At 70.3% G+C, this 21,080-nt stretch carries 20 protein-coding genes and 1 tRNA gene; 7 read left to right on the top strand and 14 right to left on the bottom strand.

Annotation, left to right across the window (positions count from 1 at the left end):
• Nucleotides 1-24 precede the first annotated feature (24 nt).
• Entirely contained in the window at nt 25-765 is a 741-nt protein-coding gene (locus ACZ45Z_RS26140; protein WP_468366980.1) for a class E sortase, read from the top strand.
• A gap of 111 nt (nt 766-876) precedes the next feature.
• On the opposite strand, the gene pknB is transcribed toward ACZ45Z_RS26140, so the two are convergent.
• The 6 genes from pknB to ACZ45Z_RS26110 form a co-directional block, all read right to left on the bottom strand.
• Complete coding sequence (pknB, locus tag ACZ45Z_RS26135; protein WP_468366978.1) at nt 877-2,874, bottom strand: Stk1 family PASTA domain-containing Ser/Thr kinase; 1,998 nt, start codon at nt 2,872-2,874, stop codon at nt 877-879.
• A 146-nt stretch (nt 2,875-3,020) separates the two neighbouring features.
• Nucleotides 3,021-4,490, bottom strand: coding sequence for a peptidoglycan D,D-transpeptidase FtsI family protein (locus ACZ45Z_RS26130; protein ID WP_468366975.1), 1,470 nt, complete (start codon nt 4,488-4,490; stop codon nt 3,021-3,023).
• Entirely contained in the window at nt 4,487-5,884 is a 1,398-nt protein-coding gene (locus ACZ45Z_RS26125) for an FtsW/RodA/SpoVE family cell cycle protein (RefSeq protein WP_468366972.1), read from the bottom strand. Before ACZ45Z_RS26125 ends, ACZ45Z_RS26130 begins: the two co-directional genes overlap by 4 nt.
• A gap of 23 nt (nt 5,885-5,907) precedes the next feature.
• Complete coding sequence (locus ACZ45Z_RS26120; protein WP_468366970.1) at nt 5,908-7,464, bottom strand: PP2C family protein-serine/threonine phosphatase; 1,557 nt, start codon at nt 7,462-7,464, stop codon at nt 5,908-5,910.
• A gap of 120 nt (nt 7,465-7,584) precedes the next feature.
• Nucleotides 7,585-8,112 carry an FHA domain-containing protein FhaB/FipA gene (locus tag ACZ45Z_RS26115; protein WP_468366967.1) on the bottom strand — a complete coding sequence of 176 codons (528 nt, stop codon included), beginning with the start codon at nt 8,110-8,112 and terminating at the stop codon, nt 7,585-7,587.
• 10 nt (nt 8,113-8,122) lie between these two features.
• Nucleotides 8,123-8,953, bottom strand: a complete 831-nt coding sequence (locus ACZ45Z_RS26110) for an FhaA domain-containing protein (protein ID WP_468366964.1) — start codon at nt 8,951-8,953, stop codon at nt 8,123-8,125.
• 487 nt (nt 8,954-9,440) lie between these two features.
• Here ACZ45Z_RS26110 and ACZ45Z_RS26105 point away from each other — a divergent pair.
• Nucleotides 9,441-9,524, top strand: a tRNA-Leu gene (locus tag ACZ45Z_RS26105).
• Between the two features lie 212 nt (nt 9,525-9,736).
• On the opposite strand, the gene ACZ45Z_RS26100 is transcribed toward ACZ45Z_RS26105, so the two are convergent.
• Nucleotides 9,737-10,387, bottom strand: a complete 651-nt coding sequence (locus ACZ45Z_RS26100; protein ID WP_468366961.1) for an FMN-dependent NADH-azoreductase — start codon at nt 10,385-10,387, stop codon at nt 9,737-9,739.
• A 127-nt stretch (nt 10,388-10,514) separates the two neighbouring features.
• Here ACZ45Z_RS26100 and ACZ45Z_RS26095 point away from each other — a divergent pair, with 127 nt between their 5' ends.
• Nucleotides 10,515-10,877 carry a winged helix-turn-helix transcriptional regulator gene (locus ACZ45Z_RS26095; protein WP_468366959.1) on the top strand — a complete coding sequence of 121 codons (363 nt, stop codon included), beginning with the start codon at nt 10,515-10,517 and terminating at the stop codon, nt 10,875-10,877.
• A gap of 148 nt (nt 10,878-11,025) precedes the next feature.
• Here ACZ45Z_RS26095 and ACZ45Z_RS26090 read toward each other — a convergent pair whose 3' ends face one another.
• Entirely contained in the window at nt 11,026-11,460 is a 435-nt protein-coding gene (locus tag ACZ45Z_RS26090) for a MarR family winged helix-turn-helix transcriptional regulator (protein WP_468366956.1), read from the bottom strand.
• Between the two features lie 124 nt (nt 11,461-11,584).
• Between ACZ45Z_RS26090 and ACZ45Z_RS26085 the strand changes: the two genes are divergently transcribed.
• The 4 genes from ACZ45Z_RS26085 to ACZ45Z_RS26070 all read left to right on the top strand — a co-directional run bounded on the left by ACZ45Z_RS26085 (nt 11,585) and on the right by ACZ45Z_RS26070 (nt 16,145).
• A complete protein-coding gene (locus ACZ45Z_RS26085) occupies nt 11,585-12,766 on the top strand; it encodes an ABC transporter permease (protein ID WP_468366953.1) in 1,182 nt (393 codons plus the stop codon).
• 285 nt (nt 12,767-13,051) lie between these two features.
• Nucleotides 13,052-14,536 (top strand): DUF2252 domain-containing protein, encoded by a 1,485-nt coding sequence (locus ACZ45Z_RS26080; protein WP_468366950.1) that lies wholly within the window; start codon nt 13,052-13,054, stop codon nt 14,534-14,536.
• Between the two features lie 267 nt (nt 14,537-14,803).
• Nucleotides 14,804-15,787 carry a J domain-containing protein gene (locus tag ACZ45Z_RS26075; protein WP_468366947.1) on the top strand — a complete coding sequence of 328 codons (984 nt, stop codon included), beginning with the start codon at nt 14,804-14,806 and terminating at the stop codon, nt 15,785-15,787.
• A 10-nt stretch (nt 15,788-15,797) separates the two neighbouring features.
• Nucleotides 15,798-16,145 carry a rhodanese-like domain-containing protein gene (locus ACZ45Z_RS26070; protein WP_468366945.1) on the top strand — a complete coding sequence of 116 codons (348 nt, stop codon included), beginning with the start codon at nt 15,798-15,800 and terminating at the stop codon, nt 16,143-16,145.
• A gap of 135 nt (nt 16,146-16,280) precedes the next feature.
• Here ACZ45Z_RS26070 and ACZ45Z_RS26065 read toward each other — a convergent pair whose 3' ends face one another.
• The 6 genes from ACZ45Z_RS26065 to paaA all read right to left on the bottom strand — a co-directional run bounded on the left by ACZ45Z_RS26065 (nt 16,281) and on the right by paaA (nt 21,041).
• On the bottom strand, nt 16,281-17,414 hold the full coding sequence (locus ACZ45Z_RS26065; protein ID WP_468366942.1) for an acyl-CoA dehydrogenase family protein: 1,134 nt from the start codon (nt 17,412-17,414) through the stop codon (nt 16,281-16,283).
• 94 nt (nt 17,415-17,508) lie between these two features.
• The gene (paaE, locus tag ACZ45Z_RS26060) at nt 17,509-18,561 is read right to left on the bottom strand and encodes a 1,2-phenylacetyl-CoA epoxidase subunit PaaE (protein WP_468366940.1); all 1,053 of its coding nucleotides are present in this window, start codon (nt 18,559-18,561) and stop codon (nt 17,509-17,511) included.
• Nucleotides 18,561-19,058, bottom strand: a complete 498-nt coding sequence (gene paaD, locus ACZ45Z_RS26055) for a 1,2-phenylacetyl-CoA epoxidase subunit PaaD (protein ID WP_468366937.1) — start codon at nt 19,056-19,058, stop codon at nt 18,561-18,563. The genes paaE and paaD overlap by 1 nt, the downstream gene beginning before the upstream one ends.
• The gene (gene paaC, locus ACZ45Z_RS26050) at nt 19,052-19,765 is read right to left on the bottom strand and encodes a 1,2-phenylacetyl-CoA epoxidase subunit PaaC (RefSeq protein ID WP_468366934.1); all 714 of its coding nucleotides are present in this window, start codon (nt 19,763-19,765) and stop codon (nt 19,052-19,054) included. Before paaC ends, paaD begins: the two co-directional genes overlap by 7 nt.
• Nucleotides 19,765-20,094 (bottom strand): 1,2-phenylacetyl-CoA epoxidase subunit PaaB, encoded by a 330-nt coding sequence (gene paaB / locus ACZ45Z_RS26045; RefSeq protein ID WP_468366932.1) that lies wholly within the window; start codon nt 20,092-20,094, stop codon nt 19,765-19,767. The genes paaC and paaB overlap by 1 nt, the downstream gene beginning before the upstream one ends.
• Entirely contained in the window at nt 20,091-21,041 is a 951-nt protein-coding gene (gene paaA / locus ACZ45Z_RS26040; RefSeq protein ID WP_468366930.1) for a 1,2-phenylacetyl-CoA epoxidase subunit PaaA, read from the bottom strand. The genes paaB and paaA overlap by 4 nt, the downstream gene beginning before the upstream one ends.
• Nucleotides 21,042-21,080: the final 39 nt, after the last annotated feature.

The following is a 21,080-nucleotide window of genomic DNA, read 5'->3' as shown; positions in this document are numbered from 1 at the left end:
GCGAACATAAAGGGGTACAACGCGGTGACTGCCACCGGATACGACGAGGACACCGACCGGTCCGCGCCGTCACCCAAACCGCGCCGGGTGCGGAGGGCCATCGCCTCCGTCGTCAGCGTCATCGGCGAACTGCTGATCACGGCCGGACTCATCCTGGGCCTGTTCGTCGCCTACTCGCTGTGGTGGACCAACGTCCTCGCCGACCGCGAGGCCCACAAGCAGAGTGACGAGGTCCGCCGGCACTGGGCGGACGGCGGCTCCCGGAGCCCGGGCGAGCTGGACACCAAGGACGGCATCGGCTTCCTGCACGTCCCGGCGATGACCAGCGGCGAGGTGCTGGTCAAGAAGGGCACCGACCCCGAGGTCCTCAACGAGGGGGTCGCCGGCTACTACACCGAGCCGGTCAAGTCGGCACTGCCCAAGGACAAGAAGGGCAACTTCACGCTCGCCGCGCACCGCGACGGCCACGGCGCGAAGTTCCACAACATCGACAAGCTCAAGAACGGCGACCCGATCGTCTTCGAGACGCAGGACACCTGGTACGTCTACAAGGTCTACTCGACCCTCGCCGAGACCTCGAAGTACAACGTCGATGTCCTCAGCGACGTGCCCAAGGAGTCCGGCAAGCGCAAGCCGGGCCGCTACATCACGCTCACGACCTGCACCCCGGTCTACACCTCGACGTACCGCTACGTCGTCTGGGGCGAGCTGGAGCGCACGGAGAAGGTCGACGCGGACCGCACCCTTCCCGAGGAAATCCGCTAGGCCGTCGCCGCACGGCGACACCGCACCCCACACGACGGAGCCCCGGCCGCCCTCCAAGGGCTGCCGGGGCTCCGTCACACGCCGTGGCGCGGGCCGGGAGGCATCCGTTCGCTAGTCGCGTCCCCAGGGGCCGCCGAAGAAGCCACCACCGTCATCGCCGCCGTTGCCGCCGTTGCCGCCGTTACCCCCATCGCCACCAGGGACGGTGGTCAGGGTCACGGTGGTGGTCTTGGGATCGGACGGCGTTCCCGCCGCTGGGTCCTGGCTGAGCACGCGGGCGTTGTCGTCCGTCGCGCTGCCGGGCGCGAACTGGACGTTGGTGAAGCCGGCCTCCTGGAGCGCCTGCTTGGCGTCCTTCACCTTCTGGCCGACCACCTGGGGCACCGGCGTCTGCGCCGCCGCCTTGCCGACGGTGAGCGTGATGGTCGAGTTCTTCTCGACCTGGCTGTTGCCCGCCGGGTCCATGGCCGTCACCTTGCCGATCTGCGCCGGATCGGTGACTTCCTGCTCCTGCTTGGACACCTGCAGACCAAGATCCCTGAGCTGCTTCTTCGCCGCTTCGAAGTCCTGCCCGACGAGGTTCGGGACGGGGGTCTTCGGCGACTCCTGCGCGATGAACAGCGTGATCTTGGCGTCCTTGGCCCGCTTGGCGCCCGGCTCCGGGTTCTGCCGGGCAACGGTGCCCGGGTCACGGTCGGAGACCTCGTTCCTGGTCACGATGTTCGTGAAGCCCTTGTCCTCCAGATCCGAACGGGCCTGGTCCTCGGTGAGCCCCTTGACGCTGGGAATGGTGATCTGCTGCGGGCCCGTGCACAGCGTGACGGTGACCGTCTCATCCTTGTCGATCTTCGCGCCGGATTCCGGGTCCTGCTTGGTGATCTGGTTCTTCTTGACGTCGTCGCACGCCTCCCGGCCGCCTTCGGCGACCTTGAAGGCGCTGTTCTCCCCGGATTTCTTGGCCTGGGCCAGCGTCTTGCCCTGCAGGCTGGGCACCGTCACCTTGCCCGCGGCGCCGCCGCCGCTGAACATCGCCTTGCCGATGAAGATCGCACCGACCAGGACGAGGAGGGCCGCGACCACCAGCAGGATCGTCGAGACGTTGCTCTTCTTGCCGCCCCGCCGCCGGTCACCGCCGTCGTAACCCCCGTCGTCCGGGTTCATCGGCGGCAGCATCGCCGTCTGGCCCGCCGGGTCCTGCGCCCGCAGCATGGTGGTGGGCTGGTCCTGGCCGTAGCCCGCGGCGCCCATGGCGGAGGTGGCCGCCACCGGCTGGCCGTCCAGTGCCGCCTCGATGTCGGCGCGCATCTCGTCCGCCGACTGATAGCGGTAGTCGCGATCCTTCTCCAGCGCCTTCAGGACGATGGCGTCCATCTCGGGCGTGATCTCGGGATCGAAGTTGCTGGGCTTCTGCGGCTCTTCGCGGACGTGCTGATAGGCCACCGCGACCGGCGAGTCACCGACGAACGGCGGCCGCACGGTGAGGAGTTCGTAGAGCAGACAGCCGGTGGAGTACAGGTCGGAGCGGGCGTCGACCTGCTCGCCCTTGGCCTGCTCGGGCGAGAGGTACTGCGCGGTGCCGATGACCGCCGCGGTCTGGGTCATCGTCATGCCGGAGTCGCCCATCGCGCGGGCGATACCGAAGTCCATGACCTTGACCTGGCCGGTGCGCGTCAACATCACGTTGGCCGGCTTGATGTCACGGTGGACGATCCCCGCCCGGTGCGAGTACTCCAGCGCCTGGAGCACCCCGACGGTCATCTCCAGGGACCGCTCGGGCAGCAGCTTCCGGCCGGAGTGCAGCAGCTCACGCAGCGTGGAGCCGTCGACGTACTCCATGACGATGTACGGGATCGACACGCCGTCGACGTAGTCCTCGCCGGTGTCGTAGACCGCGACGATCGACGGATGGTTCAGCGAGGCGGCCGACTGGGCCTCCCGGCGGAACCGGGCCTGGAAGGACGGATCACGGGCGAGGTCCACCCGGAGCGTCTTCACAGCCACGGTGCGGCCAAGGCGGCTGTCATGGGCGAGGTAGACCTCCGCCATGCCACCGCGGCCGAGCACCGAGCCCAGCTCGTACCGGCCGCCGAGGCGACGCGGCTCTTCCATAAGCTTCTCCAGCCCTCTCCGTCAGTCCCGACCGCACCGGTGTGTGGTCCGGCGGTGTGCTGTTCGGGCATACGGTACCCGGCACGCCGTACCGGTCCGGGCCGCAGCCGCAACCTGATATCCGACCGGTACTGCCATCACCGGGGTCACCTTTCGCCTTCGAGTACCGCCTCCATAACGCGCTTGGCGATGGGAGCGGAGAGCTTGCCGCCCGCGATGTCGTCGCGAATCGTGTCGGAACTCTCAATCACGACGGCCACCGCGACCGGCGTGCCCTTGGAGGTCTTGGCGTAGGAAATGAACCAGGCGTAGGGGTTGTCCTTGTTGTCCTCGCCGTGCTGTGCCGTGCCGGTCTTGCCACCCACCGTGACACCGGGGATCTGGGCGTTCGTGCCGGTGCCCTTCTGGACCACGGTCTGCATGATGTCCTGGAGCTTTTGGGCGTTCTCCGGCTTGAGCGGCTGGCTCATCTCCTGCGGCGTGTGCTGCTGGACGACGTTGAGGTTCGGCGCGTCGAGCCGCTCGACCATGTACGGCTTCATCAGCTTGCCGCCGTTGGCGACCGCCGAGGCGACCATCGCCATCTGGAGCGGTGTGGCCCGGTTGGACGCCTGGCCGATGCCCGCCATGGCGTTCTGCGGCCGGTTGTCCTTGGGGTAGATGCTCTCCGCCGCGCGCACCGGAGTGTCGATCTTCGGGTCGTTGAAGCCGAACTTCTCCGCCTCGGACTTCATCTTGCTGTTGCCCAGGTCGGCGCTGATCTTGCCGAAGACGGTGTTGCACGACCAGCGCAGCGCCTCGCGCAGGCTGGCGTCCTCGCACGGGATGTTGCCCTCGTTCTTGAGCTCGACGCCCGAGGTGTCCGGCAGCGTGTAGGGCAGCGGCGAGTCGGTCTTGGCGTCGACGTCGCTGTAGAGCCCGTTCTCCAGGGCCGCGGCGGCCGTGACGACCTTGAAGGTGGAGCCGGGCGGGTAGGTCTGGCGCAGCGCCCGGTTGAGCATCGGCTCGTCGGGGTTGTTCTTCTTCTGCAGCGCGTTGTACGCCTCGGCGTCCTTGTCGCTCATACCGGCGAAGCTGGACGGGTCGTACGACGGAGTGCTGGCCAGCGCCAGGATCGCGCCGGTCTCCGGGTTGATCGCGGCGACCGCGCCCTTCTTGTCGCCGAGACCCTCGAAGGCGGCCTTCTGGGCCTTGGCGTCCAGGGTGGTCACCACGTTGCCGCCCTTCTGCTTGCCGCCGGTGAACATGTCCACCGTGCGGCTGAAGAAGAGCCGGTCGTCGGTGCCGGAGAGGATGCCGTCGTTGAGCTTCTCGAGCTGGTTGGCGTCGAAGGCCTGCGAGGCGTAGCCGGTGACCGGCGCCCACATCGGACCGTTCTTGTACGTCCGCTTGTACTTGAAGTCGCCGCTGTCGGTGGTGGTGGAGCCGGTGACGGCCTTGCCGTCGACGATGATGTTGCCGCGCGGCGTGCTGTAGCGCTCGATGGCGACACGGCGGTTGTGCGGGTCGTTCTTCAGCTCGTCGGCCTGGACGAACTGCACCCAGTTGACGCGGACGAGCAGAGCGAGGACGAGCAGGCCGCAGAAGATCGCGACCCGGCGCAGGGGCTTGTTCACGGGCGGACCACCTGGGTCATCTCGGCGTCGGTGGACGGGGCGGGGGCCGGTGCGGGCCGCCGCGCGGTGTCGCTGATGCGGAGCAGGATCGCGACCAGCGCCCAGTTGGCGATCACGGACGAACCACCCTGGGCGAGGAACGGCATCGTCATACCGGTCAGCGGGATCAGGCCCGTCACACCGCCGGCGACGACGAACACCTGGAGCGCGAACGCGCCGGACAGGCCGATGGCCAGCAGCTTGCCGAACGGGTCGCGGGCGGCCAGCGCCGTACGGATTCCGCGCTCGATCAGCAGGCCGTACAGCAGCAGGATCCCCATCAGCCCGGCGAGACCGATCTCCTCGCCGACGGTGGCGAGAATGTAGTCGCTCTTGGGCGCGATACCGCCGATGAGACGCGAGTAACCCTGCCCGAGGCCGGACCCGAGGATGCCGCCGGAGCCGAAGGAGTACATCGCCTGGGCGGTCTCGGTGACGCCTCCGTTGTTCAGCTCCAGCGGGTTGAGCCAGTTGTGGACACGGGTCTGGACGTGCGACTCGAACGTCGCGACCGCGACCGCGCCGCCCGCGCTGAGCAGCAGACCGAACACGATCCAGCTCGTGCGCTCGGTGGCGACGTACAGCATGACGACGAACAGGCCGAAGAACAGCAGCGAGGTGCCCAGGTCCGTCTCGAAGACCAGGATCATCAGGCTCAGCGCCCAGATGACGAGGATCGGTCCGAGGTCGCGGCCGCGCGGGAGGTACAGGCCCATGAAGCGGCGGCTGGCCAGCGCCAGGGCGTCCCGCTTCACCATCAGATAGCCCGCGAAGAAGATCGCGATGACGATCTTGGCGAACTCACCGGGCTGCAGCGAGCCGACGCCGGGAATCGTGATCCAGATGCGGGCGCCGAACTTCGCGGGGAAGAACACCGGCGCGATCAGCAGGACCAGGGCCGTCACCATGGAGATGTAGGTGTAGCGCTGCAGGACACGGTGGTCCTTGAGGAAGACCAGCACTCCCAGGAACAGCGCGACGCCCAGCGTCGACCACATCATCTGGCCCGGCGCCATCGCGCCGCCCAGGTTCTTGGTGGTGATCTGCGGCTCCTGGTCGAGCCGCCAGATGAACACCAGGCCCAGGCCGTTGAGCAGGGTGGCGATGGGCAGCATCAGCGGGTCGGCGTACGGCGCCCACTTGCGGACGACGAGGTGCGTGACGCCCGCCAGCAGTCCCAGGCCGATGCCGTAGCCCAGCACGCCGGCGGGCACCGAACCGTCCTTGGCCAGGCCGACGTTGATGTAGGCGAACACCGGGATCAGCACCGCGAAGACGAGCATCGCCAGCTCGGTGTTGCGGCGGCTCGGGGCTCCGATGGTGCCGATGGTGGTGGTGTTGGTGGTGCTGCTCATGAGATGTACGGCCCCCTACGCCCTCACTGCTGGGTGCTGCAATTCTTTTCCAGCTTCTGCTGCTCCTCTGAGGGGGCCTGGCTGGTGGTGGGTGTGGGAGTGGCCGACGGGCCCGCGGCGAGGGTGCCCGGCAGGGTGGTGGCCGAGGGCTTGGCGGTCTTGTCGCCCGGCGCGGCGGTCTTCCCGCCCGCCTTGCCGCCGGCCGTACCGCCGGCCTGGCCCTCGCCCTTCTGGCGCGCGGCCTCGCGCTCGGCGGCCTCCCGCTGCTCCTTGGAGCGGCAGGCGCCGGCCTGCTTGCCGAGCTCGGAGACCTTCTGGGCGCCCTGGCCGCGGTCGTCCACCGCGATCGTCTCCTTGACCTGGTTGCGCTGGTACAGCGGCAGGTACTTGAGTTCGATCTCGGGGTGGTCCTCGTCCACGCCGTTGAGCGTGATCCACGCGAGGTCCTGGCTGATACCTCTGTAGAGCGCCACGTGGTTGTCCTTGGCGCCGACGAAGTACTGCGTCTGCGTCCAGCGGTAACCGGCGTACAGCCCGCCGCCGACGACGGCCAGCGCGAGGGCGCCGAACAGCGACCGCTTGAGCCACTTCCCGCGCCGCCGCGGCTTGAGGAAGTCCTCGTCGGTGAAAGCCCCGAACGACCCGTGGGGCGGCCCGCCGACGTCGAGGTCACCGCTGCCGGGCGGCCCGAAGGCACCGCCGGCAGGCGCGGGCGGCCCGTCGCGGCGGCCGAGTTCGGCGGCGCGCGCGGCCGGCGTCTGGAGCGTGGTGGGGTCGCTGAGCTGGTGCTGGTTCTCCGCGACGGCGCCCACGATGACGGGGGTGTCGTTGAGCTGGATGGTCAGCGTGTCATTGCCGTCGACGTCCAGGACGTCGGCGACGATGCAGGTGATGTTGTCGGGCCCGCCGCCGCGCAGCGCGAGCTGGATCAGCTCCTGCACCGTCTCGTGCGGCCCGTGGTAGCTGGCGAGGGTCTCTTCCAGCGTCTGGTGGCTGACGACGCCGGACAGCCCGTCCGAGCAGATCAGATACCGGTCGCCGGCCCGCACCTCGCGGATCGACAGGTCCGGCTCGACATGATCGCCACTGCCCAGCGCCCGCATCAGCAGGGAGCGCTGGGGGTGGGTGGTCGCCTCTTCCTCGGTGATGCGGCCCTCGTCGACGAGCCGCTGCACCCAGGTGTGGTCCTGCGTGATCTGGGTGAGCACGCCGTCGCGCAGCAGGTAGGCCCGCGAGTCGCCGACGTGCACGAGGCCGAGCCGCTGACCGGTCCACAGCAGGGCGGTCAGGGTCGTGCCCATGCCCTCGAGCTGCGGGTCCTCCTCGACCATCACGCGGAGCTGGTCGTTGGCGCGCTGAACGGCCGTACCCAGGGAGGTGAGGATGTCGGAGCCGGGGACGTCGTCGTCGAGCTGGACGAGGGTGGAGATCACCTCGGAGGAGGCGACCTCGCCGGCGGCCTGGCCGCCCATGCCGTCGGCGATGGCGAGCAGGCGCGGCCCGGCATAGCCGGAGTCCTCGTTGCCCTCCCGGATCATGCCCTTGTGCGATCCGGCGGCGAAGCGCAGTGACAGACTCATGCGCACCTCACCCGTCGGTTCGGGGTACATCCGCACGGTGCCCACCCTCCGGTCGGGAGCACGCTCGGGTCCGCCGAGTGGACCGCCGCGGCTCGCTCGCTCCGCTCGCTCATTGTCGTACTACTTCCGCAGCTCGATGACGGTCTTGCCGATGCGGATCGGGGCTCCCAGAGGAATCGGTGTCGGGGTCGTCAGCCGGGTCCGGTCCAGATACGTGCCGTTGGTGGAACCGAGATCCTCGACGATCCACTGGCCGTCACGGTCCGGGTAGATCCTGGCATGCCTGCTCGACGCGTAGTCGTCGTCCAGCACGATCGTCGAGTCGTGTGCACGACCCAGCGAGATCGTCTGGCCTTGGAGGGCGACGGTGGTGCCCGTCAGCGTGCCCTCGGAGACCACCAGTTTCGTGGGGGCCCCTCGGCGCTGACGGTTGTTGCCGCGGCCGCCTTCCTGGCGGCGCTGCTGCGGCGGTGGCGCGGCAGCCTGGCGCTGCGTGCGCGGTTCCTGCCCGCCGCGCCTGGCGGCTCCGCGCTGTGTGACGCGCGTGCCGAACAGATCGCTGCGGATGACCTGAACGGCCACGATGACGAACAGCCACAGTACGGCGAGGAAACCCAACCGCATGACCGTGAGGGTCAGCTCTGACATTGCCCCCGCTTCACCCTTCGGCTTGCCGGTAAACGATGGTGGTACTGCCCACGACAATCCGCGAGCCGTCGCGGAGATTAGCGCGAGTGGTGTGCTGCCCGTCTACCACGATGCCGTTCGTGGAACCCAGATCCTGGATCGTGGGGGGCGTTCCGACCCGGATCTCACAGTGACGCCGGGAGACACCCGGGTCGTCGATCCGTACGTCAGCGTCGGTGCTGCGGCCCAGAACGAGCGTGGGGCGCGAGATCTGGTGGCGGGTGCCGTTGATCTCGATCCAGCGCCGGGTCTGCGCGTAGGGCTGGGGTCCTGCACCGGGCGGTGCCGTACGGGGTACGGGCTGCGCGCCGCCGGGAGGCGGGGACGAGGGCATGGGGGGCGGGCCCACGTGGCCCCCGACGGGCCGGCCGCCGTGGGGCGCCGCGGGGGCGCGCCGGTCGGCCGCCTGGCCCGGCTCCTGCGACGAACTGGAGGCGAGGGTGCGACTGCGGACGCGGTACAGGCCGGTGTCGAGATCGTCGGCCTTCTCCAGGTGCACCTTGATCGAGCCCATGAAGGTGTACCGCTGCTGCTTGGCGTAGTCGCGCACCATGCTGGACAGCTCGTCGCCGAGCTGCCCGCTGTAGGGGCTGAGCCGCTCGTAGTCGGGGGTGCTCAGTTCGACGATGAAGTCGTTGGGGACGACCGTACGGTCGCGGTTCCAGATGGTGGCGTTGTTGTCGCACTCGCGCTGGAGCGCGCCGGCGATCTCCACCGGCTGCACCTCGGACTTGAACACCTTGGCGAAGGTGCCGTTGACGAGACCTTCGAGACGCTGCTCGAAACGCTTCAGTACTCCCACGGGGCACCTCCTTCCTCAGTCTTCGTCGGGGTCGTCCTCATACTGCTTACTGATCGTATCCACGCGTCGGGAAATCGGCTGGTTCCCCTTTCCCGCCTGGAGGACGAGTGTCGCCCCTCACAGGGTTGCCCGGTGCTTCTCTCTCCTTGCTCACCACTTGTGCACTGCGATCGTAGATGTGCCCCGACGACAGTGTCCCGCAACCGCCGACCCGCTCCGGTGGGTGGGGGGCCCGCGGCGGGCGCGGCGATCTCCGTTGGCGCACACCGCGAGTGTGAACCCTGGGGGCGCCGGCGGGCCGGCGGCGGCCGTGCGGCGGCCGGCCACCTCGACGTGCGCCGCGGTGCGGGGCCCGGCCGGGGCCTCGGGAAAGGCGTGTGAAGGCACCCTCGACAGCGTGCTAATCTTCTGGATGTCGGCAGGCGCTCGCACAAGACCCGGACGGAACAGCCCGGATCGCGTGAGAGAATCGATCGGCAGCACCCATGCGCGGGTGGCGGAATAGGCAGACGCGCTGGATTCAGGTTCCAGTGCCCGAAAGGGCGTGGGGGTTCAACTCCCCCCTCGCGCACAGATGAGACCCCCGGTCTCCGGAGAAATCCGGAGACCGGGGGTCTTTTTGTTGCCTGTGGTGCGGGGAGTCCCGTGGGGTGCGGGGTGGGGCATCGGTTGTGCGTGGTGTACGTCACATCCGGCTCGCTCTGTGCGCGCCGGTGGCCGGCCCGCCCCGTGTGGCTGTGCTTTCCGGGGCGGGCGCGAAGGGCGACCGCGAAGGGCGGCGGGTCAGGCGGCCAGGCGCTCGGCGTACGCCTTGGCCTTGAGCGCGGCGTCCGCGTGGGCCTTGTCGCGGGACGCCTCGAACTTCGGGATGAGGTCCGACATCGCCGGGTTGGAGGGCGCCATGGTCAGCTCGGGGACGATGAACTCGACGTCGAGGCCGAGCCCGCCGCCCAGGACGGCCTGGAGGTAGTTCTGGACGTACTCGAAGCCCTCGCGCGGGGTGCCCGGCGCGTACGAGCCGCCGCGGCTGGCGACGACGGTGACGGGGGTGCCCTTGGCGCTCGGCTCCGCACCGGCCGTGCGGCCCATGATGATCGCCTGGTCGAGCCACGCCTTGAGCGTCGAGGGGATCGTGAAGTTGTACATCGGCGCGCCTATGACGATCGCGTCCGCCCGCTCCAGCTCCTCGGCGAGCTCCACCCGCAGTGCGTAGGCGGCCCGTTGCTCGGGGGTGTGGGTCGCGGGGTCGGAGAAGGCCGCGCCGGCGCCCGCGCCGTCGAGGTGGGGGATCGGGTCGGCCGCGAGGTCGCGGTAGATGACCGTGCCGTCCGGGTGCTGCTCCTCCCATGCCGTGCGGAAGGCGGCGGTGACCGAGCGGGAGGCGGAGCCGCCCTCGGGGAAGACGGAGGAGTCGATGTGCAGAAGCGTGGCCATGAGGATCGGTCCTTCGGTTCGCGGCCGGACGAGACGCGGCACGTTGGTTGAATTCCGTATGCCACTATGTATAACACAGGAGCTTACTTTTCCGCAGCACCGTACGGGAGGGCGGTACGCTGGTGTCATGGCGGACCGTGGTGAGGCGATGTGCAGGCAGGTCGACGTCGGCATGACGCGCGTTTTCGAGCTTTTCGGGAAGCGCTGGACGGGCCTGATCGTCGCCACTTTGATGCCGGGGCCCGTGCACTTCGCCGATCTGCGGCGGGCCATCCCCGGGATCAGCGAGCGGATGCTCTCCGACCGCCTCATGGAACTGGCCGGGACGGGCCTGGTCGTCCGCGAGGTGGACGCCGGGCCGCCGCTGCGCGTCGCGTACCGGCTGACGGAGGCCGGCCGGGCGATGGAGCCCTCGCTCAAGGAGCTGGCGCGCTGGGCGGAGACGTATCTCACCGAAGGCGGGCAGTGTCCGGAGCGGTTCCGTAAGTAAGTGTTCGGATCGGTTCCGTAAGGCGGATCGGTTCCGTAAGGGGATCGGTTCCGTAAGTGAGCGCAAGTGAGAGCGTTCCCGGGATGGTGGCCCGGTTGTGGGCGTCGCCGGGTGAGGGGCGTTCGGTGTCCGCCGCGCGCCGGTCGGATCAGCCGGTCCTGTGCTGGGCGGCGTTGTAGCGCACCAGATAGGACGCGAAGCGGTCGAGGTCGTCCTCGTCCCAGTCGGCCAGGCGTTCGCGGAAGGCCCGGCGGCGGCTCGCGGTGACGTCGGCGAGCACCTCGGCGCCCTTGGCGGTGGGGTGCAGCACCTGCACCCGGTGGTCGCCGGGGTCCACGCGGCGCTCGACGAAGCCGAGGTTCTCCAGCGCGGCGATCTGCCGGCTGACCGTGGACTTGTCCAGGAGGTAGTGCGCCGCGAGGTCCGTGGCCCGGCATCCGCCCTGGTCGTCGAGGTGCGCGAGCAGGGTGTAGGAGACCAGGGACAGTTCGGGGTGCATGCGGGCGGCGGCGGCGCGGGCCCGGCGGGCGAACGCGGTCATCTCCTGCTGGATGGTCTCGACGGCGTCATCGCGGTGCGGCATCGGGTTGCCTTTCCTGAAGTTAGTTGTATAGTACAACATAGATTGAGAGTTGTAATTACCAACTGTGTGCGCGGTGGCCCGCTACCGGCGGCAGTTGAGCCGACCAGCCGAGAGGGCCTGCCCCATGAGTCCGGTCCCACCCACCGCTCCCCGAAGCGACGCGCGCGGCGGCCGCCACGACCACCGCGCCACCCATTCCGCCGGCCTGCGTCACGTGCTGACGCACCTGATCACCCCGCTGCTGATGTGCGTCGGGATGGGCCTGGCCTACCTGGGCGCGTTCGCTGACCCCGCGCCGCACCACCTGCCCGTCGCGGTCGTCGGTTCGGATCGTGGCGCCCAACTGCTCGCCCAGTCGCTCAACGACGCGTCGGGCGGCGACCTGACCGTACGGACGCTGCCCGACCGCGCCGCCGCCGTCGACCGGCTCAAGCACCAGGACATCTTCGGCGCCTACGTGATGAACGCCCCCAAGGGCGCGAAGCCGAACCCCGAACTGGTCGTGGCGACCGCCGGATCCGACACCAGTGCCTCGGTGGTGCAGAAGGTCTTCACGCCGATCGCGGCACAGCACGGCGCGCCGCTGAAGGTCACCGATGTGGCGCCGACCGCCGAGGACGACCCGACCGGCCAGGGCATCTTCTTCCTGCTGGTGGCGATCAGCATCGGCTCCTACGCCTCGGTCGCGGTCATCGGCGGCGCCGGAGCCGTCCTTCCCCTGCGGCTCCGGGTGATGCTGGCGGCCGGCACGTCCCTCGTCGTCAGCGTCATCGGGGCCGCGTTCGCCGGGCCGGTCTTCCACCTTGTCGACCACGGCCTGTGGGGGCTGTGGGGCATGGCCTGGCTGTATTCCGCCGGCATCCTGCTGATCGGCACCGGGCTGCACACCTTCCTCAAACGGTGGACCACGCTCGGCGTGATGGCGCTGTTCGTGATGCTCAACTTCACGTCCTCCGGAGGGATTTTCCGGCCCGAGATGCAGAACGGGTTCTTCGCGGCGCTGCACGCCTTCTGGAACGGCGCGGGCTTCGTCGAGGGCACCCGAAGCCATGTCTACTTCGACGGGTACGGCCTGGCCGGGCACGTCTGGACCCTGGTGTGGTGGCTGGTGGCCGGTCTGCTGATGGTCGGCGCGGCGTCGGTGGCGGAGAAGCGGCGGCGTGTGGCCGAGGCGGAGGCGGTGGCGCGTGCTACTGGGGTGGCGGCTGCGGGGGTGGCCGCTCTGGGGGCGGCGACTACGGGGGTGGCTACGGTGCCGGAGCGGGGGGCTGCGGAGGAGGAGATGGAGGAGGCTGTGGGGGTGTAGGGGTGTAAGGGGCGTTGGGGCGTTGGGCGGGGATTGGGATTTGGGGCGGTCGGGTGGGTCCGGTCGCGAAGCCGGGCCGCGTGCCCTGACCTACCCTCAACTTCCCTCAACTCCCCCTCCCCGCCCGCTCCCTCCGTCCACCCCTTCCGCTCCGCACGGAGAGTTATCCACAGCCCTCTGCCGCGCGGCCGGACTCTCTGTAACGTCATGCGCAGCCGGGTCGGAAGGATTCGGTGCCGGTCGGCAGGCCGGGTGATGCAGGTTGCGAAGGGGGAGGTGGCCGCGATGTCGCGTGTGCCGTACGTACCGGGGTTCGCGAGGCCGGAGGCGGACGGGCCGTCGCCCAAGGCAGTCGGCCGGGCGCTGCGGGAGCGGTTGTCCCGTTCGCGGCAGGCGGTGCTGTCGGTCCCGGCCGGCAGGCCGGACGCGGTGGCCGCGGTCGAGGCGTCCAACGCCGGGCGCCGACCGGAGTTGACCCCGATACGGGTCGGGCGCATGGCGGCGAGCCCCTTCGCCTTCCTGCGCGGATCCGCGGGCCTGATGGCGCATGACCTGACCGCAGGTCCCGTGACTGGCATAGGGGCGCAGATCTGCGGCGACGCGCACGCCGCCAACTTCGGCCTCTACGGCGATGCCCGGGGCGGCCTCGTCATCGACCTCAACGACTTCGACGAGACCCTCCACGGCCCGTGGGAATGGGATGTGAAGCGGCTCGTCGCCTCCCTGGTCCTCGCCGGCCGGGAAGCGGGCGCGAGCGAGGACGACTGCCGGAAGGCGGCCCAGGACGCGGCGGGCGCGTACCGCCGCACCATGCGGCTGCTGGCGAAGCTGCCGGTGACCGAGGCGTGGAACGCCATCGCCGACGAAGCCCTGGTCTCGCACACCGACGCCCGGGATCTGCTGGGGACGCTGGAGCGGGTGGCGGCGAAGGCGCGGAAGAACACCAGCGCGCGGTTCGCGGCGAAGGCGACGGAACAGACCCCGGACGGCGGGCGGCGGTTCGTCGACGCGCCACCGGTGCTGCGCCGGGTGCCGGACGAGGAGGCGGCAGCCGTTGCCTCCTCCCTCGCGTCCTATCTGGAGACGCTTCCGGAGGACCGGCTGCCCCTGCTGGCCAGGTACGCCGTGCACGACGTGGCATTCCGCGTGGTCGGGACGGGCAGCGTGGGGCTGCGCTCCTACGTGGTGCTGCTGCTCGATCACCGGGGCGAGCCGTTGGTGCTCCAGGTGAAGGAGGCCCGCGCCTCCGTGCTGGCGCCGTTCGTGGAGAAGGTGGGCTTCGTGGTGCCTCCCGTGGCGCACGAGGGGCGCCGGGTGGTGCTGGGACAGCGCAGGATGCAGGTCGTCAGCGACGTGCTGCTGGGCTGGACGACCGTGCCCGACGTAGGGGAGGCGGGGGCCGGGCGGGACACGGCGCATGTGCCGGGCGTGGCGGCGTCCCGCGCCGGTGCCCGTGCCGGGGCGGGCCGGCGCGGGGGACGGCCGTTCCAGGTCCGCCAGTTCCGGAACCGCAAGGGCAGCGTGGACCCGGCGGAACTGTCCGGCGACCAGATGGACGACTACGCACGGATGACGGGCGCGCTCCTCGCGCGTGCCCATGCCCACAGCGCCGACCCGCGCTTGGTGGCCGGATACTGCGGCAAGGGGGAAGAGCTGGACGTGGCGCTGGCGGACTTCGCGGTGGCTTACGCGGACCGTACGGAAGCCGATCACGCCGACCTGATCGCGGCGGTCAAGAGCGGCCGGATAGCGGCCGAAATGGGGGTATGAGGGACGGTCCCCGAAGCGGTGGGTGGCCGGTGCGAGTGCCGGTGTGCGTAGGGGCACCGGTGCGTGCGCGCGTCGGATGCCGTGGCGGCAGCGGTGCATGTACGGGTACGTGTTCCGGCGTGGGTACGGGCGGTACGCGGGCGTGCCCGAGCACAGGATGTCGACGGGCTGGTCCTGGGGGTGGGCGCTCGGTGACGTAGGGGTGGCACTGTCCGGAGCCGTCCGGACGCGGACAGTGCTCCCCGCTGTGGGCCGTACGCTGACCGGGTGACGAACTCGCACGCGGAGAACGCGCAGGACGGCCAGGAACGACCGGACGCGCCGGACACACCGTCCGCCCCGGCCGCCGCCCAAGCTCCGGCCGCAGCCCAGGCCCCGGACGCCACACCGGCACCGGAGGACCCGGGCAGCGGTCAGGAGGACCGGCGGCACCAGGAGGGCGATGCCGAGGCCAGGGCCGCCGATCAGGCTGCCTTGGATGAGGGGACACGGCGGTTGGCGAAGGCGGTGCTGGCGGCCGAGCAGGCGCTGATCGAGTTCGAGATCGCGGTGGAGACGTTCCGCGTGGAGGTGGAGAACTTCTCCCGCCTGCACCACCAGCGGCTCGGCCCCATGTACGCGCGGCTGGACGAGCTGGACGCGCAGATCGCGGAGGCGGTCGCGGCGCGTACGGGAGACGCGGAGGACCTCCGCAAGGCCCGCGAGGCGCGCGCCTCGGTACTGCCCATGCCGGACGTGGAGGAGCTGTTCCACGGGTGGATCGGCTCCGAGGGGATCTTCCCGGAGGCGCAGGCGATGCTCACCGGGCAGTCGGTGCGGCCGCCGCAGAAGGTGCGGCCCAGCGAGGACGCCCGTAAGGCCTACCGCGATCTGGTGCGTAAGGCGCACCCGGACCTGGCGCGGGACGACGCGGAGCGGGCCCGGCGGGACGAGTTCATCGCGCGTGTCAACGCGGCGTACGGCCGGGGCGACGAGGCGGAGCTGCGGGAACTGGCGCGGGAGTGGGAGGCCGGTCCGGCGCCTGTCGAGGAGCGGCTCAGTGAGAGTGAGGAGCTCTATGCCCGGCTGGAGTGGCTGGCCGAGCGCAAGGAGCTGCTGGCTGTCGTCGCGGCGGAGCTGGAGGAGAGTGCGATCGGTGCGATGATCAAGATGGCGCCGCAGGATCCGGACGCCCTGCTCGACGAGATCGCCGAGAAGCTGCTCGCCGATGTCGCGGAACGTGAGGCGTACCTCGCGCAGCTCGTCGGGTAGCGTCGCAAGTATGCGAATTGGTTCTGTGCCCACGGTCGGTGTCGACGCTCTGACGTCGGAGGATTTCCTTCTGGACGTCCGGGAGGACGACGAGTGGGAGGCGGGGCACGCCGAGGGCGCGCTGCACATCCCGATGAGTGAGTTCGTCGCCCGCCTCGGTGAGCTCACCGAGGCCGTTCCCGCCGATGGCGGGCCGGTCTATGTGGTGTGCCGGGTCGGTGGCCGTTCGGCGCAGGTGGCGCAGTATCTGGTGCAGCAGGGCATCGACGCGGTGAATGTCGACGGCGGCATGCAGGCGTGGGAGGCCGCCGGCCGTCCCGTCACGGATGCCCAGGGCGGCCCCGGCGCGGTCATCTAGCCGGCCTTCACCGGGGCGCGGGACCGGGTCGCTCGACCGGTCGTCCCGCCGCCGTTTCGGTGGCCCGCCGGCGGGCGGGCGGGCCTGTGTTGCGGTGGCGTCGTGGCCGCTGAGGCCGCTGATGCCTCAGCGGCCTCAGCCCAGTGGGTGCGCGGCGAGCAGGTCGCCGAGGGCCTCCTCGTGGGCTGCGGCGGGGCCGAGGGAGAGTTCGAGCTGCTTGGCCCAGGCGTGGTAGCGGTGCAGGGGGTAGTCGGTGTCGGCGCCGAAACCGCCGTGCAGGTGCTGGGCGGTCTGGACGACGCGGCGTACGCCCTCGGCGGCCCAGATCTTGGCGACCGCGACATCGCCGGCGGGCGGCAGCGGGCCGGCCGCGTCCGTGGTGAGGCGCCAGGCGGCCTGCCAGAGGGTGGCTTCCATGGCACGCAGGTCGATGAAGCGGTCGGCGGCCTGGACGGCGACGGCCTGGAAGGTGGCGACGGGGTAGCCGAACTGTTCGCGTTTGCTGGTGTAGTCGCTGGTCATGGTGAGTACGCGCTCTCCCAGGCCCAGGGCGAGCGCGCAGGTGCCGAGGGTGAGCAGGTCGCGCAGCGACTCCCAGGCGGCGGGGTCGGTGAGCGTGTCGCGGGCGCTGACGCGTACGGAGGCCAGGTGGACCTCGGCGTAGCGCTCTCCGTTGGTGGAGACCTGGTCGTCGAGGGTGACGCCGGGGTGGGTGCGGGGGACGAGAGCGAGAACGGCCCGGCCGTCGGGGGTGTGGGCGGGGAGCAGGAGGCGATCGGCGGCCTGGGCCCAGGGGACGGTGGTGTGGGAGCCGTCCAGGATCCAGTCGGCGGCTTCCTGGCGGGCTTCGACGGCCAGTTCTGCCGGATCGTGCCCCGTGCGGCCGCCGGAGGCGACGGTGACGACGAGGTCGCCGGTGGCGATGCGGGGCAGTGTCTCGGCGCGGAGTTCGGCGGACGCGTAGCGCTGGAGGGTCAGGGCGGCGGCGCCGGATTCCAGCAGCGGAACGCGTGCCAACACCTTGGCGGACTCGCGCAGCACGAGGCAGAGCGCGAGGGGGTCGAGTCCCGCACCGCCGTGTTCCGGGGCGATGAGCAGGCTCAGCAGGTCGGCGTCGGCGAGTTTGTGCCACAGGGCGCGGTCGAAGTCGTCGGCGACGGCTCCCGGGGTGAGCGCCGGGCTGGGTACGCCATCGGGAGCGACTCCGGAGAAGACGGCCTTCGCCGCTTCGACGGCGGCCTGCTGCTCCTCGGTGAAGGTGAAGTCCACTGGTCTGTCCTCCCACGCGCCGCGTCGATCTGACGAAGCGTCAAGGTAGAACAGGTTGCAGGAATTGGGAATGGCGCCGGCGTGCCGAGGTGGTTCAGCGGTCGAAGTCCACCTCCACCTTTTCGGTCACCGGATGCGACTGGCAGGCCAGCACATAACCGGCGTCGACCTCCTCGGCCTCCAGCGCGAAGTTGCGGTCCATGCGTATCTCCCCCGAGACCAGGAACGCCCGGCAGGTGCCGCACACCCCGCCCTTGCAGGCGTACGGCGCGTCCGCGCGGTTGCGCAGGACCGCCTCCAGCAGCGATTCGCCGTCCTGTACGGGCCAGCTACCGGAGCGTCCGTCCAGGGTGGCGGTCACCGTGCTGTGTGCGGGAGTGGGCAGGGTGGAGGCGGCCGGTGCCAGGGCGGTGCCGTCCTCGACGTGGAAGATCTCTTCGTGGATGCGGCCCCGGGGGACGCGGAGGGCCCGCAGGGCCCGCTCGGCGCTTTGGACCAGGCCGAAGGGGCCGCACAGGAACCAGCCGTCCACCGACTCGGTGGGCAGCAGCGCCGGCAGCAGGGCGCGCAGCCGTTCCTCATCGAGCCGTCCCGAGGGCAGACCGGCCTGCTGTTCTTCGCGGGTGAGGGTCTGGATCAACTGGAAGCGCTCGGGATAGCGGTCCTTGAGGTCGGCCACCTCCTCCAGGAACATCGTGGAGGCCGCCGTGCGGTCGCTGCGGATCAGGCAGAAGCGGGCGTCCGGCCGCTGGGCGAGCAGGGTGGCGGCGATGGACAGCACGGGAGTGATGCCGCTGCCTCCGACGATGCCCACGAAATGACCGGCCCGCGGCTCCAGCGTGAACCGTCCGGCCGGCGCCATGACCTCGACGGTGTCGCCGACCGCCAGCTCCTTGAGCGCGTACGTCGAGAACGTGCCGTCCTCGACCAGGCGGATGCCCACCCGCAGGACGGGCGGGTCGGTGGCGGGGGAGCACAGGGAGTAGGTCCGGCGGATCTCCTGGCCGTCGACCGTTCTGCGCAGGGCGATGTGCTGCCCGGGGGCGTACCGGAATGTCTCGTGCAGCTCGGGCGGGACCGCGAAGGTGACGGCCACCGCGTCGTCCGTGAGCCGCTCGATCTCCCGGACCCGCAGCGGGTGGAACATCACAACTCCTTGAAGTGGTCGAAAGGCTCGCGACAGGACTCGCAGCGGCGCAGGGCCTTGCAGGCCGTGGACGAGAAGCGGCTCAGCAGGGTGGTGTCGGTCGACCCGCAGTGCGGGCAGCGGATGGCGAGGTCGACGGCCACCGGCCCGCCCGCAGGGCCGGTGGGCCGCGGTGGCGCGATGCCGAACTCGGCGAGCTTGCGGCGGCCTTCGGCGGTGATCGCGTCGGTGGTCCAGGGCGGGCTGAGGACCGTACGGACGACTACTTCGGCGATGCCGTGGTCGTGGAGGACGCGCTCAATGTCGGCCGACATGGCTTCTACGGCGGGACAGCCGGTGTAAGTGGGGGTGAGCCGCACCTCGACGTGGTCGGGGGCCGTCAGCCGCACGTCGCGCACCACGCCGAGCTCGGCGAGGGTGAGGACCGGCAGCTCCGGGTCGGGCACGGAGCCGGCCAGGGCGCGCAGTTCCTCTTCCAGGGCCGTGTCGGTCACCATGTCGCCCCCGGATGGCTGCGGTGGAGGTGCTGCATCTCGGCGAGCATGCGCCCGAACGGCTCGGTGTGCAGGCCCTGGCGCCCGGCGCCCGCCGTCCAGGCACCGCGCTGCGGACCCTGCGGAACGGTGAGCGTGGCGCGGGTGAGGAGGGTGGTCACGCGGGTCGTCCAGGTGTCGTGCAGCGTGGACCAGGGCACGTCCAGGCCGTCGACCGGTTCGAACAGTTCGCCGGTGTACCGCCACAGGGCGTCCAGACCCTGCTGCATACGGGTGTGGCTCTCCTCGGTGCCGTCACCCAGGCGGAGCGTCCATTGCTCGGCGTGGTCGCGGTGGTAGGCGACCTCCTTGACCGCTTTGGCGGCCAGCGGCGCCAACTCGCTGTCGGCGGTGGCGAGATGGCCGAACAACAGCTCTTGGTAGGTGGAGAAGCAAAGCTGGCGGGCGATGGTGTGCGCGAAGTCGCCGTTGGGCTGCTCGACGAGCTGGACGTTGCGGAACTGCCGTTCCTCCCGCAGATACGCCAGCTCGTCCTCGTCGCCGGCCAGGGAGAGCAGGACGCGGGCCTGGCCGAGGAGGTCCAGGGCGATGTTGGCGAGCGCGACCTCCTCCTCCAGGACCGGCGCGCGGCCGGCCCATTCGCCGAGGCGATGGGACAGGACCAGGGCGTCGTCCCCGAGGGCCAGGGCCGGGGTGCGCGTGACGTTCATCAAAGGTGTCGCACCCCGTCCGGGATTTCGTAGAAGGTCGGATGGCGGTAGGGCTTGTCGCCGGCGGGCTCGAAGAACGTGTCCTTCTCGTCCGGGGAGGACGCGGTGACCTGGGCGGAGGGCACCACCCAGATCGAGACGCCCTCGGAACGGCGGGTGTACAGATCGCGGGCGTTGCGCAGGGCCATCTCGGCGTCGGGGGCGTGCAGGCTGCCGGCGTGGGTGTGGGACAGACCGCGCCGGCTGCGGACGAACACCTCCCACAGCGGCCATTCGGCGGTCGGCGCGGCCGTGCCCGTAGGGGGCTGCGCGGGTAGGGGTGTGGTCATCGGTTCGTCTCCCCGTGCTTGGCCGCGTGGGCGGCTGCTGCCTCGCGCACCCAGGCGCCGTCCTCGTGTGCTTGCCGCCGGCGGCCGATCCGCTCGGCGTTGCAGGGGCCGTTGCCCTTGAGCACCTCGCGGAACTCGTCCCAGTCGATGGGTCCGAAATCCCAGTGCCCGCGGGCTTCGTTCCACGTCAGATCCGGGTCGGGCAGGGTGAGCCCGAGGGCTTCGGCCTGCGGGACGCAGATGTCGACGAAGCGCTGGCGCAGCTCGTCGTTGGAATGCCGCTTGATCTTCCAGGCCATGGACTGCGCGGAGTGCGCCGACTCGTCGTCGGGCGGGCCGAACATCATCAGCGACGGCCACCACCAGCGGTCGACCGCGTCCTGCGCCATGGCGTGCTGCGCCTCGGTGCCCCGGCTCAGGGCCAGCAGCAGTTCGTACCCCTGGCGCTGGTGGAAGGACTCCTCCTTGCAGACGCGGACCATGGCGCGGGCGTACGGGCCGTAGGAGCAGCGGCACAGCGGGACCTGGTTGGTGATCGCCGCGCCGTCCACCAGCCAGCCGATGGCGCCGACATCGGCCCAGGTCAGGGTGGGGTAGTTGAAGATCGAGGAGTATTTCTGGCGGCCGGAGTGCAGCTTGTCGAGCAGCTCGTCGCGGCTGGTGCCGAGGGTTTCGGCGGCGCTGTAGAGATACAGGCCGTGGCCCGCTTCGTCCTGCACCTTCGCCATGAGGATCGCCTTGCGGCGCAGTGAGGGCGCCCGGGTGATCCAGTTGGCTTCCGGTTGCATGCCGATGATCTCGGAGTGGGCGTGCTGCGCGATCTGGCGGACCAGCGATGAGCGGTAGGCGTCCGGCATCCAGTCCCGCGGTTCGATGCGCTCGTCCGCGGCCACGGTGGCGTCGAATGCGGCCTGGGAGGCCGTATCTTCCGGCGCGATCGTCGTCATGTGGTGCCCCCTCGCTCCCGACCGACCGATCGTTCGGTT

The organism is Streptomyces sp. NPDC031210 (genome assembly GCF_055570395.1).
The sequence above is the reverse complement of the archived record's forward strand: the minus strand, read 5'-3'. Positions and strand labels throughout refer to the sequence as shown.